Origin of the sequence: Chryseobacterium sp. NFX27 (genome assembly GCF_049887855.1) — a bacterium.
In the GTDB taxonomy this organism is placed as follows: Bacteria; Bacteroidota; Bacteroidia; order Flavobacteriales; family Weeksellaceae; genus Chryseobacterium.
Genome location: NZ_JAGEKK010000020.1, coordinates 1 through 18,418 on the forward strand (window position 1 = coordinate 1; position 18,418 = coordinate 18,418).

Consider the following 18,418-nt stretch of genomic DNA (forward strand, 5'->3'; position numbering starts at 1 on the left):
ATGCATAAACAAAAGGAAATCAAAATGAAAACTTATAAAAGCAAAAACCAAAGCAAAAACAAATTTGCTCTGGTTTAATTATTTATTTTTGTCCTTTAATCTGTATCGGATTTTCAGGACGAGACATTGAATAAGCAAATATTATTCTGCTGCAGTTTCTTCTGCTGCCGGAGCTGCACCTTCTTCAGCTACAACTTCTTCATCTTCATCATCTTCAACTACTGCACCTCCTTTCATTGCATTTCTAGACATCTTAACAGCTACTACAACTGCATTGTCAGGGTGTACGAAAGAATATCCTTCAGTTTTGATACCTCCAACATAAATCTTGTTACCGATTTTTAATGGAGTAACATCTACAACTACCTCATCAGGCAAGTTTGCAGGGATAGCTTTCACTTTTAGTTTTCTGAAAGACTGACGTAAAACACCACCAGCCACAACACCTTTAGAACGTCCGGTAATTCTTACAGGAACTTCCATAACCACTGGCTTATCAGCAGATAACTGGTAGAAGTCTGCGTGTAAAATTTTGTCCGTAATCGGGTGGAACTGAATATCCTGAAGAACAGCTGGAATTGTTTTTCCGTCTAGTTCAATAGATACCGTGTGTGCTTCAGGAGTGTATACTAAACCTTTGAAAGCTTTCTCTTCAGCAGAGAAGTTTAAAGGCGCTTCACCTCCATAAACAACACAAGGAACTAATTCAGCATCACGTAAAGCTTTTGTAGACTTTTTGCCCACGCTTTCTCTTTTTGTACCTTGAATTGTAATAGATTTCATTTATAAAAATTTAAAAAATTGTTTTGTTTTAATTTTGCAATCCGTTAAAAATCAATTAGATAATAAACTTACTGCTAATTGATTGATGCTCATGAACCATCTTCATAACGTCTGCAAATAATGGGGCGCAAGATAGCACTTTTATTTTAGTTGACAAATTATTTTTAACAGGAATTGAGTCAGTTACAATAACTTCCAACAATTTGGAGTTCTCAATATTTTCGTAAGCTTTTCCTGAAAGTACTCCGTGAGTGGCCATCGCTCTTACTGATTTCGCTCCTTTTTCCATTAAAATGTCCGCCGCTTTGCAAAGTGTACCTGCAGTATCGATCATGTCATCAATAAGGATCACATTTTTGCCTTCCACATCACCAATAAGGAACATTTCTTCTACAACGTTTGCTTTTTTCCTTTCTTTATAAGCAATTACCACTTCAGCACTCAGGTGGCCTGCATAGTTCTTCGCTCTTTTCGCACCTCCCATATCCGGTGAGGCAATGGTAAGGTTATCCAGATTTAAGGCTCTGATATAATCTACGAAAATACTTGAAGCATACAGGTGATCTACCGGAATTTCAAAGAATCCCTGAATCTGGTCTGCATGGAGATCCATAGTCATAATTCTTGTTGCCCCTGCAGCTGTTAATAAATTAGCAACCAGTTTTGCACCTATCGGAGCTCTTGGTTTGTCTTTCCTGTCCTGTCTTGCAAGTCCGAAATAAGGAATTACAACAGTAATACTTTTAGCGGAAGCTCTTTTCGCTGCATCAATCATCAATAGAAGCTCTAAAAGATTGTCTGCAGGCGGGAAGGTAGATCCGATTAGGAAAACTCGTCCTCCTCTTACTGACTCATCCAAAACAGGCTCGAATTCCCCGTCGCTGAACTCCTGAAAGTTGATTTTCCCTAACTCTTTCCCATAATATTGGGCGATGTTTTCTGCCAAGTCCTTACTGGTTCTTGTACAAAATAGATAACTTAACTGATCTGCCATTTTTACTTTTTAAAGATTTTGCAAATTTAAAAAAAAACCACAAGAATTGCTCTTGTGGTTTCTAAGTTTTTATTTTCCTGTATTATTACGGGAATTTTACTCCTGAATATTTGTTAGGATCTACCTGCGGTAGCGTAGATTTATACTTTCCGTTAATAGATTTGATAAACTCGTTGGCAATAACTGCATAACCTCTTCCTGTAAGGTGAACACCATCAAGAGAGAAAGCTCCTCCGGTCACGAATTTAGCAGTATATCTTACTCCGTCGTAAAGAATCCCTGACTTTCCATTAAGCTCAACCATTTTAGCATTCCCATCTACAAAAGCCAATCCATAAGAATCAGCAAGTGATTTTATAGAATTATTATAGGCATCTACTGCCGTTTTAACGTAAGAAGCCTCTGTTTTTGTTAATACATGCTGATTTTGCAGCGGATAAGAAATTCCGTAAACATTTACGGGTGCTGGTGCACCAGGTGCAGCAGTTCCAATTAGAGAACTTGTTGTAAGAAGGATATAATCTTCCGATGTAGCTTGTCTTGCCTGTCCAAATATTTGTCCAAATGCGGTTGCTGTAGGCAATCCTAAAGCAGGAGTCAAGGCAGCAGTAAGCTGTGCCGACAGATTCGTAAGAGCAACATCCTTAATCAAAACAGGATTGGAAGAAGTGGAAGAAAGTAAATTAATTCTATCTCCTGCTCCGAAAGCTGTAAGTGCCTGCTTCAACGGCCCATATATATTTGTATTAAGAGCTGACAAATTAGCTCCTAAAGTTGTCGGTGTTAAAGGGTTGTAAGGAACTGTCGTAAAAAAAGGAATGGATGTAACATAAGGAATATTTGCAATAACTCCTTTTGTTGTCCCTACACTTTTAAGACCATCCAGTACATTTTTAATAGATCCAGCGACAAGATTAGGATCGGAAATATCATTTGATCTATAAGTTAGCGGATTCACATTACCACTCTGAACTGTTGCCGGAGTATAAGTAGTCACTCCTCCCACAGTCTGAGAATTCGTTCCTCCATTAGTAGCATAAGACAACACATCGTTATTACCAATCCAAAGAGAGAAGAATGTAGGTTTTTGAGCCATGGCATCTGCTAAAACGGATGTTGTTGCAGAAGTAGCAAATCGCACAAAATATGGATTGGCAGCTCCTAGAGCAAGGTTCGCAGCACTACCGTAACCAGGCGCCACCAGATGGAAAGATTTAGCCCCGGGAACCCCCATATTGTGGTAAGGTCCACCGGCAGTTACATTATCCAATGCTGCTGCAGGACTACTCGCCACCGGACCCAAACTTCCGCTTGCAGTCACTTGAAGATTCAATTTTCCAGGAAAACCAGGCAGTCCAATAAATCCACCTACATCATTAGGCATTAAAGGCTGTTTAAATGCCCCGCCACCGGCAAGTTTCATCTGCATTGCAATAATGCTTGGATAAGATTCACTTTGTCCGCTGCTATAAAGAGCTCCATCCCTGTAACCGGATGTCAAGGAGTTCCCTAAAGAAACATAATTGGAAAAGTTCGCCTCCCCGCTTGTCACCTGAATATCTTTTACATCAGTATCAAAGTCATTCTCACAGCTTGTTGTAAAAAAAAGTGCGGAAACGGCAAGTGTTGATATTATAATTTTTTTCATAGTCTTTCAATTAAAAAGGGTTATACGATAAACCTAAACCAAAGTAAAATGCTTCAGCTTTTGCCTGTCCGTTAAAGCCAAGACTTGCATTTCTTACATCTCTGGCCTGCGGAAGGGCATATCCTCCTGCTATATCAACTCCAAACTGCTTTAGCTTAAAGCCAACACCTCCGGTAATTACATACGTATTAAATGATGGTGTTTCCGGAATGAAGTTCTCATCAGTGTATGGCGACTCATCATAGTAAGCACCCAAACGTCCAAAAATCATATCCGTAAATGCATATTGCGTACCCAATCTGAATGTTTTTGAGTTTCTAAAGTTTTTAGGAGACACAAGAACTGTAGGGTCTGGCTGATTCCCCACTGGAGCCGTAGCAAAATCCAGAGTCAGCTTGCTGTATCTTTCCCATCCGTGATAGTTAAAGTCCGCTGAAATTAACCATTTCGGTGTCACTTTATATGTTAAACCAATGGTATATTCTTCCACTAAAGGAAGTGTTGCAGTAAATTTATCCTGTCCTGTACTTGGGTCCAGTCCTAATAATGGATAAATAGATGCTGAAGGGAACTTGAATGTTGCAGTTCCTTTTTTAGCTTTCATATCTATAGGTGAACGGTAAGCAATACTGATATCTAATTTAGGATCAGGTCTGAAATAGAACCCGAATCCGTAGCCGCTTCCGCTTGCTTTTTCGTCTTTAATATTTAATTCACCGCCAAACTGCGTTACCGCTTTATCCCAGTCTACTTTGCCTTTTGCATAAATATAGCTCGCCCCGAATGACATCCAAGGTGCCAGCTTTACAGAGACCATAGGCTGAAAATAGAAGCTCTTAAGCTCCAGTTTCTGTACCATTTCTCTTCCTTCCCAATCTCCCGGCCACTCGATTGTACTTCCGAAAGGCGTTGAAAAACTGAAACCAACAGATAAATTTTCTATCGGTCTATAAGCAACCGCAGCATATAACGGAGTACCAATAGGATTATCTGTTTCTGTACTCTGCAAAGTATTCAAGTTTTGAAAAGTAACTTTATTACTTGCACCGAACCCTCCTGCCACTATACTCAGTTTGGAAGGAATAAATGACATCCCCGCTGGGTTAAAGAATGCCACACTTGCATCTTCGGCATGAGCACTAGTATGCGCCATTGCCAATTGTTTCACTCCCTGCAGAGATACCCTGAAGCCTCCTGCATAAGATAAAACACCCGCCAATAAAGCAGTTGATACTAATATTTTTTTCATAGACTGTTTATTATATAACCCAAATATAAAATTATTTTGAATACGTCTGTTAATATTTCTTAATATTTTAAACAATATACCAAAAGAAAATTATGTTTAAAATAGCACTTTAGAAATATATCAACATAAACCCATATACTCTAGTAACTTATCCCCTTTTTAATCAGGATATATTTTTCACGTTTAAGGTTAAACAATCGTGAAATTGAATATTTAAGTATTTTAGAATTGCATAAAGATAAATTTACATAAATTTGCAAGATTATAAAAAATAGTTATATGAGTTGTGGATGCAAAACATCCGGCGATTCTGCCCATTCTTGCGGACCAAAAAAAACCGCGAATGGCTGTGAAAGTGTAAATACCTGTGGTAATAGTTATAAATTAAGTGTTTTCGACTGGCTTTCTGACATCAACAATCCCGCATCGAACAGGTGTGATCTTGTGGAAGTTAGATTTAAAAATGACAGAAAATCGTTTTATAAAAATGTAAACAATATTCCTTTACATATAGGTAGCGTAGTAACAGTAGAATCGAGTCCCGGACACGATGTAGGCGTTGTAAGCCTCACCGGAGAATTAGTAAAGATTCAGATGAAAAAGAAAAAATTTCCTGAAGAATCTATACTTAAAATATACAGACAGGCTAACCAAAAAGACCTTGAGGTCTGGCAGGAAGCCAGAAAAAAAGAAGACAGTGTAAAGATTGAGGCGAGAAAAATCGCTCATAGAATAGGTCTTGAAATGAAGGTAACAGATGTGGAATATCAGGGAGACTCTTCCAAGATCACATTCTATTACACGGCAGATAACCGGGTGGATTTCAGACAGTTGATCAAAGAATACGCAGGTGCTTTCAGAACTAAGATCGACATGAAACAGATCGGGTTCAGGCAGGAAGCTGCAAAAGTTGGAGGTATAGGATCATGTGGAAGAGAACTTTGCTGCTCGACCTGGCTTACGGATTTCAGATCTGTGAATACGAATGTTGCCAGATATCAGCAGCTGAGCATTAATCCTCAAAAGCTTGCAGGACAATGCGGTAAGCTGAAATGCTGTCTGAATTATGAACTGGACAGCTACCTTGATGCATTAAGCCACTTCCCTTCTTCTTCAACCACTCTGGATACGGAAAAAGGAAGAGCATTCTGTATTAAAATAGATGTTTTCAAAAAGAAAATGTGGTTTGCTTACGTAGACAGCTCTATGGCATGGTATGATTTTGATATTGACCTTGTTAAGAAGCTAATGGCTAAAAATAAAAGAGGCGAAAAGATCCTTCCTTTAGAAGACCTGAAGCAGCCTGATACCCCAATTCAGACCATCGATCTGATCCAGGAAAACAATATGGACAGATTCGAAAAGAAGAACAGAGGCAACAACAGGAACAGAAACCAGAACAGACCCAACAACAATGGGCAAAGCCAGGGAGGACAGCAGGGGCAAAACCAGGGACCAAAGAAAAACAGACCGGAAAGGACTGAAAGATCCGAGAGACCGGAAAGATTCGAAAATCCTAATGCTAATGCTGGAAATCAGCCAAGACAGCAGCAAAAGCAACAGCCAAAACCGCAGCCAAAAGCGCAAACGGAAAAAACTGATGCTTCTTCCGACCCTGAAAAAAAACAGCAGAACCCAAACAAGAAAAATTTTAAAAAGAAATATCCTCCAAAAAAAGATAAAAATGCGTAAAATTTTAGGATTATTACCTCTTATCCTTTTCTTTAGCTGCAACTCCTCCTCGGGAGAGAATGTCATAATGAATTCCGTTAATAACAAATGGAATAAGAAAAGTGAGCAAAAATTTAATCTTGAAGTTTCAGATCCGCAGAATCCTAAAAATATTATATTTGTCGTAAGAAATAACAACACTTACCCTTACAGCAATATAAGATTTATTGTCAATTTCACCAACCTCCAGAACAAAAAGAAGGAAACGGATACCCTGAATTATGTCCTGGCAAAGCCAAACGGAGAATGGCTTGGTACAGGTTTTGGCGATACGAAGGAAGCATTATTTCAGTATAAAATGAACTATAAATTTCCGGGAAAAGGAAAATATGAAATCAGCCTGATCCAGGCGATGAGAAATGACAACCTTCCGGGAATTGAAGACGTTGGAGTAAAAGTAGAAACGGCTAAACCGTAACCATAAATGGAAGACAACAGACAAAATGCAGGAAACAAGGGAAAAACCTTCCCTCTTCCTCCCAAAAAAAAGAAAGATACCTCTTGGAAAAGATGGGTTAGATTCATTTGGATTGGACTCATTGCAGTAGTTTTAGGTATTTCAGGACTTTTCTTTGCTGTTTCCCAGGGATTTCTTGGAGAAATGCCGGATGTAAAGGAGCTTGAAAACCCTGATATCTATGTCGCTTCTGAAATCATTTCATCGGACGGTGTTTTACTGGGAAAATTTGAAAAGGAGAAAACACAGCCAATTACCTACAAACAACTGCCTCCTTATCTTATCTATGCTTTACAGGCAAAGGAAGATGAGCGTTTTAAAGAGCATTCAGGAATTGATTTAAAGTCTATTCTGAGAGCTGTGAGATATGGTGGAGACAGAGGTGGAGGTTCTACAATCACGCAGCAGCTGGCTAAACTGTTATTTACCAAAGAACCCTCTAAAAACCCTATTAAAAGGGTTATCCAGAAATTAAAGGAATGGTCTGTAGCAGTAAGTCTTGAAAAACGATATACCAAAGAAGAGATCATCACATTATATTTCAATAAGTTCGATTTCACCTATAATGCGAACGGTATTGAGATGGCCTCCAAAATTTATTTTAATAAAACAACTTCCCAACTTACTCTTCCGGAAGCCGCCGTTTTCGTAGCCATGTTAGAAGCACCTATCGCTAACAACCCTATGAGAAACCCTGAGCGTTCTAAACGCAGAAGAGACGTTGTTTTACAGCAAATGTTTGAAACAGGCTATATAGATCAGGCAACATATGATAAAGCAGTCAGTACACCTGTTGAAGTAGATTATCATCCAATCAAAAATATTAATGATGATTACTCTGCGTATTATAAATTTTATTTAAGAAAGGAAATTGATAAATATCTTGAAGGCTATGAAAAAGAAACCGGCAAGAAACTTAATCTTTACAAGGACGGCTTAAAGATCTATGTAACCCTTGATTCAAAAATGCAGAAATATGCAGAACAAGCAATTAAGGAACACTTAACAGACCTTCAAAAAAGATTTGATGCTGAGCAAAGAGGCAGAAAAAACAGACCTTTCTACTATTTGACGGATAAGCAGGTAACCAGCGTAATGACCCAGGCAATGAAGAGAACCGGCCGTTACAAACAACTTAAAGCTGCCGGAGTTTCTGAAGATTCTATCTTACTGGAATTCCATAAGCCGATCAAAACTTCCCGCTTTACATGGGCTGGTGAAGAAGAGGTTGAAATGTCTCCCTGGGATTCTATCAGATATCATAAACAGATTGCACAGGCAGGTTTAATGTCTATGGTTCCGGGAAGTGGAGAGATCAAAGCTTGGGTAGGCGGTATAGACTGGCAGCATTTCCAGTATGACCACATCAAACAGGGTAAAAGACAGGTAGGATCTACCTTTAAGCCTTTTGTATATGCTACAGCAATCATGAAGCTTGGCATGACCCCATGTTCAACGGTTTCCAACGCTTCATACAGCCATAACGGATGGAATGTTCCGGGAAGAGGAGGAATGCTGACGTTAAAAGACGGTCTGGCACACTCTCAAAACCCGATTGCTGCAAGACTTATTGAAATGACCGGTGTAGATGCCGTTATCCAGACTGCAAGAGATCTTGGGGTTACGGAAGACATCCCTAGAAACAATACCATTGCTTTAGGTTCATCGGATATTACAATTTATGAAATGCTTGGTGCCTACAGTACCTTCGCCAATTACGGAAACTACAATAAACCGGAAATGATCTGGAGAATTGAAGATGCCAACGGAAGAGTGATCAAAGAAGTAAATGTAGAACCGAAAGAGGTAATGAATCCAATGTATGCCTATACCATGATAGAACTCATGAAAGGTGTTGCACAATACGGTACCGCTTCAGGAGAATTAGGCAGAAGAGGAATATCAAAAGGCGTGGAAATTGCTGCTAAAACAGGTACTACACAGAACAACTCTGACGGTTGGTTCATGGGAATCACTCCGAAACTGGCTACTGGAGCCTGGGTAGGATGGGAAGACAGAGCAACCCACTTCTTCGGAACCGGAGAAGGTCAGGGTGCGAGAATGGCATTACCGATCTGGGCAATTTTCATGAAGAAAGTATGGGCAGACAAATCTCTGGGAATTACCCCTGACGATAAGTTTACCAGACCATCAGACTGGAAAGACGGATGTTCTAATTTAAAAGGTCTCGGTGAAGGATATGGAGATGACGGAGGTCTACAGACCATTGATGAGATCAAAAATCCACGGCCGGCAGACCCGACGCCTAAAAACAATACAGAAAAGAAAGAAGAAAATATCAATGACAACCTTCACTCCACCGATGAGGTAGATTTCAATAAATAAATTCTCTTTTAGAAATACATAAGACCTTTCAATAATATGAAAGGTCTTTTCTTTTATAATTAATATCTTTGATCTATGAATATTGAACAGATCAAACAGCCTTTTACCGATATATTTCCAGGAGATCTTTCCGGCAACCCGATGCAGAGAAATACTCCGAAAGTTTTGTTTGCAACAGTAAAACCGGCAGGTTTTGATAAACCGGAGCTGATTGCTTTTAATGAAGTTTTATCCGAGGAGATCGGTCTGGGAAAATATGAAGAAAAAGACCTGAGCTTCCTTGTAGGAAATCATCTTCCTGAAAATGTAAAGACGTATGCTACTGCGTATGCGGGGCATCAGTTTGGGAACTGGGCGGGACAGCTTGGAGACGGAAGGGCAATACTTGCGGGGGAGATTATCAATAAGGATGGAAAAAAAACAGAAATACAATGGAAAGGTGCCGGGGCCACTCCATATTCCAGGCATGCAGACGGGAGAGCGGTGTTGAGGTCTTCAGTACGCGAATACCTGATGAGCGAAGCCATGCATCACCTGGGAGTTCCTACAACCAGAGCGTTAAGCCTTGCTTTTACCGGTGAAGATGTGGTAAGAGATATAATGTATAGCGGAAATCCTCAACTGGAAAAAGGGGCTGTTGTGATCAGAACCGCAGAAAGCTTTCTCCGTTTCGGACATTTTGAACTGCTTTCCGCACAAAGGGAATACAATACCCTGCAGGACCTGGCAGATTTCACTATTGAAAATTATTATCCGGAAATCACAACAGACGGAATTCAGAAATACAAAGACTTTTTTGCAAGTATATGCACCAGAACGGCTGATCTTATGACCGAATGGTTCAGAGTGGGATTCGTCCATGGAGTAATGAATACTGATAATATGTCCGCTTTAGGCCTAACCATAGATTACGGGCCTTATTCGATGATGGACGAATATGATCTGAATTTTACCCCAAATACAACTGATCTTCCAGGAAGGAGATATGCTTTTGGAAAACAGGGCCAGATCTCGCAGTGGAACCTTTGGCAGCTGGCGAATGCCCTTCATCCGTTAATCAAAGATGAAAAGTTTTTGGAAGATACTTTAAACCAATATGGAACCTATTTCTGGGAATCCCATGACAAAATGCTCTGCAGAAAGTTCGGATTCGATGAACTTAGAGAGAGTGATGAAGATTTTTTCACTAACTGGCAGGGATTAATGCAGGAACTTCACCTGGATTACACGCTGTTTTTTAATCAGCTGGAAAAATTAAGCCCCGATATTGACATCAAATCTTTGCTTGAAAAGATTTCCTATTCTGTTTTTACTGATGAGAAAGTAAGAAAGCTGGAAGATTTCATAAAAAAATATGAGGCAAGATTATTATCCAATATGATTTCAAGAGAAGAGTCATTATCACTGATGAGACAGTCAAATCCGAAATTCACACTGAGAAATTATCTCCTTTATCAATGCATCGAAGAGATTACTGCAGGAAAAACAGAAATGCTCGGAAAGCTTACCCGCGCCTTAGAAAATCCTTATGAAGAATTGTATCCCGAATTTTCTGTAAAAAGACCTTCAACCTACGATAACACAACTGGATGTTCTACACTTTCCTGCAGTTCTTAACGGATAAAACACAATTTTCTTATACTTTTATTGAATTTTTTACACCATATTGTTAATTTTTACTAATTTTAGAAAAAAATTAATATTATGAAAAAACTTCTACTATCTCTAAGCTTAATGCTTAGTGGAGCCGCTACTCAGGCGCAAACAGTATTATTAAATGAAAATTTTGATTCTTACACAGATTTTGTAATTACGGGATTTGGTAACTGGCAAACGTTAGATTTAGACCAACTTAACACTTATACAGGAGGAACAGACGATCCATTATGGAATAATGCTGGCGCCCCTATGGCATTTCAAATTTTCAACCCTACTACAGCTGCTGTAACTAATGCAACATCAGGAACAGAGGTAAGAAATTTTGATCCTCACAGTGGTCAAAAATATGCTGCTTGCTGGGCTGGTGTTCCTGATGTCGCTGTTGCTAACAATGATTGGCTTATATCTCCTTCGGTAACATTAGGAGCTGCTTCTAATTCACTTTCATTATGGGTAAAATCAATGTCGAACTCGTATGGACTTGAGAAGTACAAAATTGGTGTATATGTTGGTTCAGGTACTCCTACATCTTCTGCAAATTTTACTATTATATCAGGTGCCACCTCATTATCAGCCCCTTACCCAAACTGGGAACAAAAAACATATTCTCTAGATGCTTATGCTGGACAAACAGTGCGTATTGGTATTCAGTGCGTTTCTGCTGATACTTACATGTTTATGGTTGATGATGTAAAAATCACAACTGGAACTCTTTCAACTGATGAAACAGGACCACAAGCAAAAACAACAAACATCTACCCTAACCCAACAAAAGGAGAGCTCAATATTAAAACCGATAAAAAGATCAAGTCTTCAACAGTTTTAGATCTTTCCGGAAAATCAGTATTGAAATCAACCTCTGACAAAGTAGATATCTCTTCTCTTTCAAAAGGAGCATATTTGCTTCAGGTTGAATTTGCAGACGGAACAGCTACAACAGAAAAAGTAATAAAAGAATAATTACTTTCCCTATATCTTTAAAGCTCACCGGACATGGTGAGCTTTTTTATTTTATTTTTGCAAAAAACTGACACGTGTCTTTTATTAAAACAAAACTCACCAACCTGTTAAAGCAGGTCTTTCCATCTTCTTACACAGAATTGGCAGTATTCATGTTCTTCCTGCTCTGCTATGGAATACTGGGCACTTATATCGCTCTTCATTACAGGATTATTTTTGACAGCAGAATTCCCTGGGATGCCTATTTCAGCTTTGACAATAAAGCGATTGTAATGACAGGCGGAAGCTTTGAGAGACATCCCTTGGCCTATTGTTTTTTCAATTGGATCCGGGAGTTTTCTCTTTTTGTTTCTGGTGGAAAAATGGATGCTACATTCAGGCTTACCCTGGCATGGCTGAGTAATATAGCTATAAGCTTATGCATCGTTCAGATTTTCAAGTACCTGAAGAACATCATCAGGCTTCCGCTAATGATTACCCTATTTCTTGTTTTGTTTTTTGGAATTTTTTCCACCAGCATTATCCTTTCCTTCACTCCGGAGAATTTCACCTATACCCTGCTGCTGCTGTGTATTTACAATTATTATGCAGCCGTAAAACTCAGAAAGGAAGAAAAGATTCCCGGATCTGCCTTAACGCTGGCCGGAATTACCATCGGAGGTCTTACTATCACCAACCTGGCTAAAGTTTTTATTCCCATATTATTTGAAAAGGATCTTTTCAGAAGCTGGAAAAAATTTGGAAACGCAGTTTTCCGTGTCGGACTCACTACAGTCTGCTTTGTGTTTCTTTATTTACTCCGAATTGATTTTAAGTATGAAAATATTTTCTCAAAAACCAACCAGCAGTATGAAAAATTTTCCAATGTAGAATCTATTCCGGACTGGGATATGATGCTTTCTTATTTTTTCGGAGGCAGTATTTTATTTCCAAGTTTCATGACCACAGATAAGCATAATATGAAAGGATTCAATTTCAAAGGTCTTTTAATGGAACCCTATTCCTCCGTCTTTTGTTATACTTTTATCATCGTATTGCTGGCTCTCATTTTATGGAGTTATCTGAAAAATTTCAAAAATAAACTGGTGCAGATTATTGCTATTTCATTCATGTTTGATATTGTGATTCACTGCATTATGCGGTTCGGTCTTCATACTTCCTACATCTACGCAGGACATTTTATTTTTGTCTATCCACTGCTTTTGGGATGGCTTTTTTACACCTACAGATCACAGCCAAAAATCTTATCATTTCTGATGGTGACAGTGGTTATTCTATTTTCTTTTCTGCTGGCCAATAACCTGTTCAGAATGGCTGATTTTTTCCAGTTCTTAGATACTTACTACCAATAAAAAAAGCTGAGAAAATCCTCAGCTTTAGTTTGTTTATTTTATTCTCGTTATCTCGCTTCAGAACAGAAAATTCTATACTGTACAGCGATTGCCGATTTGAAGTATTCTCTTATTTTTGACAGATCTGAAGCTGCACTTTGTTTTGTAAAATAACTTCCTGCCAGAATCTTATAATTCGGTCTTAAAGAAGCATCCGTTTCCACTTTCAGGTTCGGAAATCTTTTTCTGAAATAAGATTTCACCTCGTTGGCCTCTTCATTACTTTTTACCGTTGTGATCTGAATCTTAAATCCTAAAATCCTCGGATTCTTACGGCAGATTTCTGCATTGCTCAATTCCCTGCTCGGAACATAGATCTTTGGAGGCTTTGGACTCGTCACAATTCCACTGTCCGTATTATTTTCCCTGACCGAAGGACCACCTGAAGTTCTGGAACATTTATCTTCAATGCCTCCCAAAGCAGCACTTACTTTGGAATCCATAGTCATAATTAGCTCCGTTCCCGCCAGAGTATCTTTCTGAACAACCTGTTGGGCTTCAACACTATAAAACCCAAATAAAAATAATATTGAAAATATTTTGATTAAATTTCTCATTTAAACTTGTTTCTGCAAATCTATTAAAATTAAAAAATTATACCAAACAACACTATTTAGAATCAATACAAATTAAACGTAAATGATATTTTCCCTTTTCCATATACCGTTAAATTCCTGTTAAAAATATTATTTTTGCGGAATTGATTGGTTCAATATTTTACTAACATAAGATAATTTAAATGATTAGTTGGAGAAAGCATTATAAACAAACGTTGATCGCGATAGGCTTATTGCTATCAACCAGTGCTTCAATTTACGGGCAAGACGGCGATCCTAAAAACGGCGAAAAACTTTTCAAAGCGAATTGTACTGCATGTCACGCGCTGGACAAACAAGTAATAGGACCTCCTTTGAAAGGGGTTGTAGAACGAGTGAAGACAGAAGGTGGTGTAGACAGAGATTGGCTTCACAAGTGGATCAAAGACAACAAAGCTCTTAGAGCTTCTGGGGATAAATACGCCAATGAGATTTTCGAAAAGTATAACAAAACTGAAATGTTACAGTTTCCTAATCTTACAGAGAAGGATATTGATGACATTTTAGAGTATACAACTAATCCTCCGGCTCCCGAGCCAGCTAAAACTGACGACAAGGCAACTGCAACAGACGGAGCAGCTGCAGCACCGGCAGACAAAACAACAACAAGTGTTGTTATTATTTCGCTTATTGCAATAGCCGCTTTATTAGTTTGGATCTTAATTAAACTGAGACAATTGGTTAAATTAGGTCAGTCTGAAGACTTAGCCGGACTTAACGAAACCAGAGTTAAATCTTTCAGTGAAATCTACGAGAAATACCACTACATCGGTAAAGGAATATTGGCGATTCTTGCCCTTCTGGCCGCTTATGGAGTTTGGAACTGGATCATGTGGATCGGGGTTTACAAAGGATATAAGCCGGAACAGCCTATCTACTTCTCTCACAAAATTCACGCTGGGGAACAGAAAATTGACTGTCAGTTATGTCACTCCAGTGCCAAATACGGAAAAGTATCTGAAATTCCTTCCATGAACGTTTGTATGAACTGTCACAGAACAATTTCTGAGTATAACGCAGACCACTACATGGAGCCAGGAAAAGATAAAGCATTCTACGACGGTGAGATCCAGAAGATCTATGCAGCTACAGGCTGGGATCCTGCAAAACAGCAGTACACTGGAAAAACACAGCCGGTTGAATGGACCAGAATCCACAACATGCCAGACTTCGTGTACTTCAACCACTCTCAGCACGTAGTAGCAGGTGAACAGGCGATCATTAATTCTTTCAACAAAAAGAATCCAAACAACAAAATTGATGTTGTATGTAAAGCTTGTCACGGAAAAATTGATACAATGAATGTTGTTCAGATGGCTAATGACTTCACTATGGGATGGTGTATCGAGTGCCACAGAACTACTGAGGTTGATATGAACAACGGTTATAATAAAGAATACTTCAAGAATCTACATGACAAGTTGAAAAAACAATATCCTCAGGATGGCGGTAAGATCACTGTAGATGCAATTGGAGGTCTTGAGTGTGGTAAATGTCATTATTAATAACTAAAAAATTAGAAGTATAAATGGCTTCAAACAAAATACAATTTAGAAGTATTCATGAACTTAAAGACCCAGCTTTGAACAATAAGCTGGCTCAGAAAGAGTTTCAGGAAGAAATTCCGGTAGAAGATTTCCTTGGAGATGCTGAACAGAACGGATCCAGTACTTCAAGAAGAGATTTCTTAAAAATATTAGGATTCTCTACAGCAGCCGTAACATTGGCTGCCTGTGAAGCTCCGGTGATCAAAACGATTCCTTATGTGGTAAAGCCACACGATATTATTCCGGGGGTTCCGAATTATTACGCTTCAACTTATTTTGACGGATTCGACTTCGCCAGCGTTTTAGTAAAGACCCGTGAAGGAAGACCTATCAAAATAGATCCGAACCCGGCAGCGGGCGATTTAGGAAAAACTAACGCAAGAGCTCAGGCCAGTGTACTTTCTCTTTATGATAACGATAAAGTAAAACAGCCTAAACTGGACGGTAAAGACGAAACTTTCGATAAAGTAGACAGTTTTGTACTGAAAGGTCTGGCAGATGCCAGTGCAGCAGGTAAAAAGATCGTGCTTTTGTCACACTCTTTCCCTTCTCCAACTTTCAAAAAGTTATTTGCTGAATTCAAAGCTAAATATCCGACTGCTGAACTTGTAACGTATGATGCTTACCCTCACGCTGCAGCTTTAGATGCCGCTCAGGAAGTATTCGGACAGAGAGCATTACCTGTTTATGACCTTAAAGGCTCAGAATTGGTTGTTTCTTTCCAGGCAGATTTCTTAGGAGATTATAACGCTTCAAGCTTAGAAACTTCTTATGCAGCAGCCAGAAAGCCGGGACCAAACATGTTGAGACACATTCAGGTGGAATCCAATATGTCATTGACTGGTGCTAATGCTGACTCAAGATACAGATTAAAGCCAAGTGCTGTAAACAAAACTTTAGTTGAGGTTTACAATGCAATTGTAGGTGGCGGTACTTCAGACAAGACTGCTACTGAAATTGCAAATGAGCTTAAAGCAAAAGGCAGCAAAGCTGTTGTTTTAGCTGACGGTTCTAAAGGAGCACAGGTTTTAGCACATTTAATCAACCAAAAATTAGGATCAGTTGCTTTCACTGGTAAAGCTAACTTCCTGAAAGAATTTGATAAAGCGAGATACCAGGAATTCTTAGGATGGGTAAATGCAGGTCAGGTGGGCGTATTGATCGCCAACAATGTAGACCCTATCTACTCTCATCCGAAAGGAGAAGATTTCAAGAAATCTTTAGCTAAAGTAGCTTGTGTTGTTGCTGTAGCTGATAAGAAAAACGAAATGTACAAAGCAGCAAAAGCTGTAATCCCGGTTGCTAACTGGCTGGAGTCTTGGGGTGATATTGAGCCTCAGACTGGAGTATATTCATTAATGCAGCCAACTATTCAGAAGATCTACAAATCAAGACAGATTGAAGAATCCCTGTTGGTTTGGAAAAACGGAAAGAACAATGCGGCTAATAATTATTATGATTATCTGAAAGCCAGCTCTGCTTCTATCTTAGGATCTACCTCTTTCAACAAAGCCCTATATAACGGTATCACTACTTCAAATAATGCAACTGCATTATCTTACTCCGGAGGAAATGCTGCTCAGGCCATTACTGAATTAGGAAACTTCAAAGCTTCTGAATTAGAATTAGTATTATACACCAAGCCTTCAATGGGTGACGGTACTCAGGCTAACAACCCTTGGCTTCAGGAATTACCGGACCCTATCACAAGAATGTCTTGGGATAACTATTTGACAATTTCTCCGAAAGACGCAGAAAAATTCGCAATTGAAAACGATCTTAATGCAAGAATGCAGCTGGACGGTTCTATCGTAAATCTTACTGTAAACGGAGTAACAATAAAAGATGTTCCTGTATTTATTCAGCCAGGACAGGCAGAAGGATCTGTAGGTCTTGCGCTTGGATATGGTAAGAAAAACTCAGGAACTACTGCTGATACAGGGGTAAACGCTTATCCTTTATTTGACGGTTCTAACTTAACTGTTTCAGGAGTTAAAATCGAAAAAACAGGAGAAGATCACGAATTCGCAGGTATCCAGCTTCAGAATACATTGATGGGACGTTACGAAATCGCTAAGGAAGTTCCTTTGGCAGAATTCTTAAACGTAGCATTTGATGATGAGCACAAAGGATGGAACAAGCCTTTGGAATACCACACGATCAGTGGAGCTCTTCCAGCCAGAAAGATTGACCTTTGGGATGCTTTCGATGATACGGACGGGCCTCACTTCAACTTATCTATCGACTTGAACTCTTGTACCGGTTGTGGAGCATGTATTATTGCTTGTCAGGCAGAAAACAACGTTCCTGTAGTAGGTAAGGAAGAGATCAGAATGTCCAGAGATATGTATTGGTTAAGAATTGACCGTTACTATTCTTCAAGACAGAAGGTAGAAGTATACGAAGGATTGAAAGAAGGAATGGCAGTACCGGAATTGTATGGTACAGCATTCGGAGACGGAGGTGCGTTAAACCACCCTGCAGACAATCCGGATGTAATCTTCCAGCCGGTAATGTGCCAGCACTGTAACCACGCTCCTTGTGAAACGGTATGTCCGGTAGCGGCTACTTCACACGGTAAGCAGGGTCAGAACCACATGGCTTACAACAGATGTATCGGTACAAGATATTGTGCTAACAACTGTCCTTATAAAGTAAGACGTTTCAACTGGTTTACGTATAACCTGAATGACAAGTTCGATTTCAATATGAATAACGATCTTGGAAGAATGGTACTTAACCCGGATGTAGTGGTAAGAACGAGAGGGGTAATGGAGAAATGTTCAATGTGTATCCAGGAAACTCAAGCTACAATCTTAGCTGCTAAGAGAGAGAACAGAAAAGTAACAGACAACGAATTCAAAAATTCTTGTGCTTGTGCTGCTGCTTGTTCTACCGGAGCAATGACGTTTGGAGACATGAATGACAAAGAATCTGAAGTGAGAGAATTATACTCCAGCAACAGAAGATATTATTTACTTGAAGAGATCGGCACAAAACCAAACGTGTTCTATCACACTAAAGTAAGAAACAGAGTAGAAAAATAAAGTTTAAATA

The 18,418-nt window shown here is 39.2% G+C and carries 13 protein-coding genes; 8 read left to right on the forward strand and 5 right to left on the reverse strand.

What is annotated here, in order from left to right; all coding sequences use genetic code 11:
* Positions 1-141: 141 nt before the first annotated feature.
* The 4 genes from J4Q03_RS17975 to J4Q03_RS17990 form a co-directional block, all read right to left on the reverse strand.
* Positions 142-783 (reverse strand): 50S ribosomal protein L25/general stress protein Ctc, encoded by a 642-nt coding sequence (locus tag J4Q03_RS17975; protein ID WP_426049501.1) that lies wholly within the window; start codon positions 781-783, stop codon positions 142-144.
* A gap of 55 nt (positions 784-838) precedes the next feature.
* A complete protein-coding gene (locus J4Q03_RS17980) occupies positions 839-1,777 on the reverse strand; it encodes a ribose-phosphate pyrophosphokinase (RefSeq protein WP_116010304.1) in 939 nt (312 codons plus the stop codon).
* A gap of 85 nt (positions 1,778-1,862) precedes the next feature.
* Positions 1,863-3,425 (reverse strand): G-D-S-L family lipolytic protein, encoded by a 1,563-nt coding sequence (locus J4Q03_RS17985; protein ID WP_426049502.1) that lies wholly within the window; start codon positions 3,423-3,425, stop codon positions 1,863-1,865.
* Between the two features lie 10 nt (positions 3,426-3,435).
* On the reverse strand, positions 3,436-4,674 hold the full coding sequence (locus tag J4Q03_RS17990) for an OmpP1/FadL family transporter (RefSeq protein WP_426049503.1): 1,239 nt from the start codon (positions 4,672-4,674) through the stop codon (positions 3,436-3,438).
* Between the two features lie 279 nt (positions 4,675-4,953).
* Here J4Q03_RS17990 and J4Q03_RS17995 point away from each other — a divergent pair, with 279 nt between their 5' ends.
* The 6 genes from J4Q03_RS17995 (at position 4,954) to J4Q03_RS18020 (ending at position 13,179) form a co-directional block, all read left to right on the forward strand.
* Positions 4,954-6,366: a PSP1 domain-containing protein gene (locus J4Q03_RS17995; RefSeq protein ID WP_426049504.1), complete on the forward strand. Its 1,413-nt coding sequence runs from the start codon at positions 4,954-4,956 to the stop codon at positions 6,364-6,366.
* Positions 6,359-6,823: a gliding motility lipoprotein GldH gene (locus J4Q03_RS18000; RefSeq protein WP_426049505.1), complete on the forward strand. Its 465-nt coding sequence runs from the start codon at positions 6,359-6,361 to the stop codon at positions 6,821-6,823. The genes J4Q03_RS17995 and J4Q03_RS18000 overlap by 8 nt, the downstream gene beginning before the upstream one ends.
* Positions 6,824-6,829: 6 nt before the next feature.
* Positions 6,830-9,208 (forward strand): penicillin-binding protein 1A, encoded by a 2,379-nt coding sequence (locus J4Q03_RS18005; RefSeq protein WP_426049506.1) that lies wholly within the window; start codon positions 6,830-6,832, stop codon positions 9,206-9,208.
* Between the two features lie 75 nt (positions 9,209-9,283).
* A complete protein-coding gene (locus J4Q03_RS18010) occupies positions 9,284-10,825 on the forward strand; it encodes a protein adenylyltransferase SelO (RefSeq protein ID WP_426049507.1) in 1,542 nt (513 codons plus the stop codon).
* Between the two features lie 87 nt (positions 10,826-10,912).
* Positions 10,913-11,827 carry a choice-of-anchor J domain-containing protein gene (locus J4Q03_RS18015; RefSeq protein WP_426049508.1) on the forward strand — a complete coding sequence of 305 codons (915 nt, stop codon included), beginning with the start codon at positions 10,913-10,915 and terminating at the stop codon, positions 11,825-11,827.
* A 74-nt stretch (positions 11,828-11,901) separates the two neighbouring features.
* Entirely contained in the window at positions 11,902-13,179 is a 1,278-nt protein-coding gene (locus J4Q03_RS18020; protein WP_426049509.1) for a DUF6080 domain-containing protein, read from the forward strand.
* A 47-nt stretch (positions 13,180-13,226) separates the two neighbouring features.
* Here the strand turns inward: J4Q03_RS18020 and J4Q03_RS18025 are convergent, their stop codons facing one another.
* Positions 13,227-13,775, reverse strand: coding sequence for an SPOR domain-containing protein (locus J4Q03_RS18025; RefSeq protein ID WP_426049510.1), 549 nt, complete (start codon positions 13,773-13,775; stop codon positions 13,227-13,229).
* A gap of 182 nt (positions 13,776-13,957) precedes the next feature.
* Between J4Q03_RS18025 and J4Q03_RS18030 the strand changes: the two genes are divergently transcribed.
* Positions 13,958-15,319, forward strand: a complete 1,362-nt coding sequence (locus J4Q03_RS18030) for a c-type cytochrome (protein ID WP_426049511.1) — start codon at positions 13,958-13,960, stop codon at positions 15,317-15,319.
* Between the two features lie 23 nt (positions 15,320-15,342).
* Positions 15,343-18,408, forward strand: coding sequence for a TAT-variant-translocated molybdopterin oxidoreductase (locus J4Q03_RS18035; RefSeq protein ID WP_426049512.1), 3,066 nt, complete (start codon positions 15,343-15,345; stop codon positions 18,406-18,408).
* Positions 18,409-18,418: the final 10 nt, after the last annotated feature.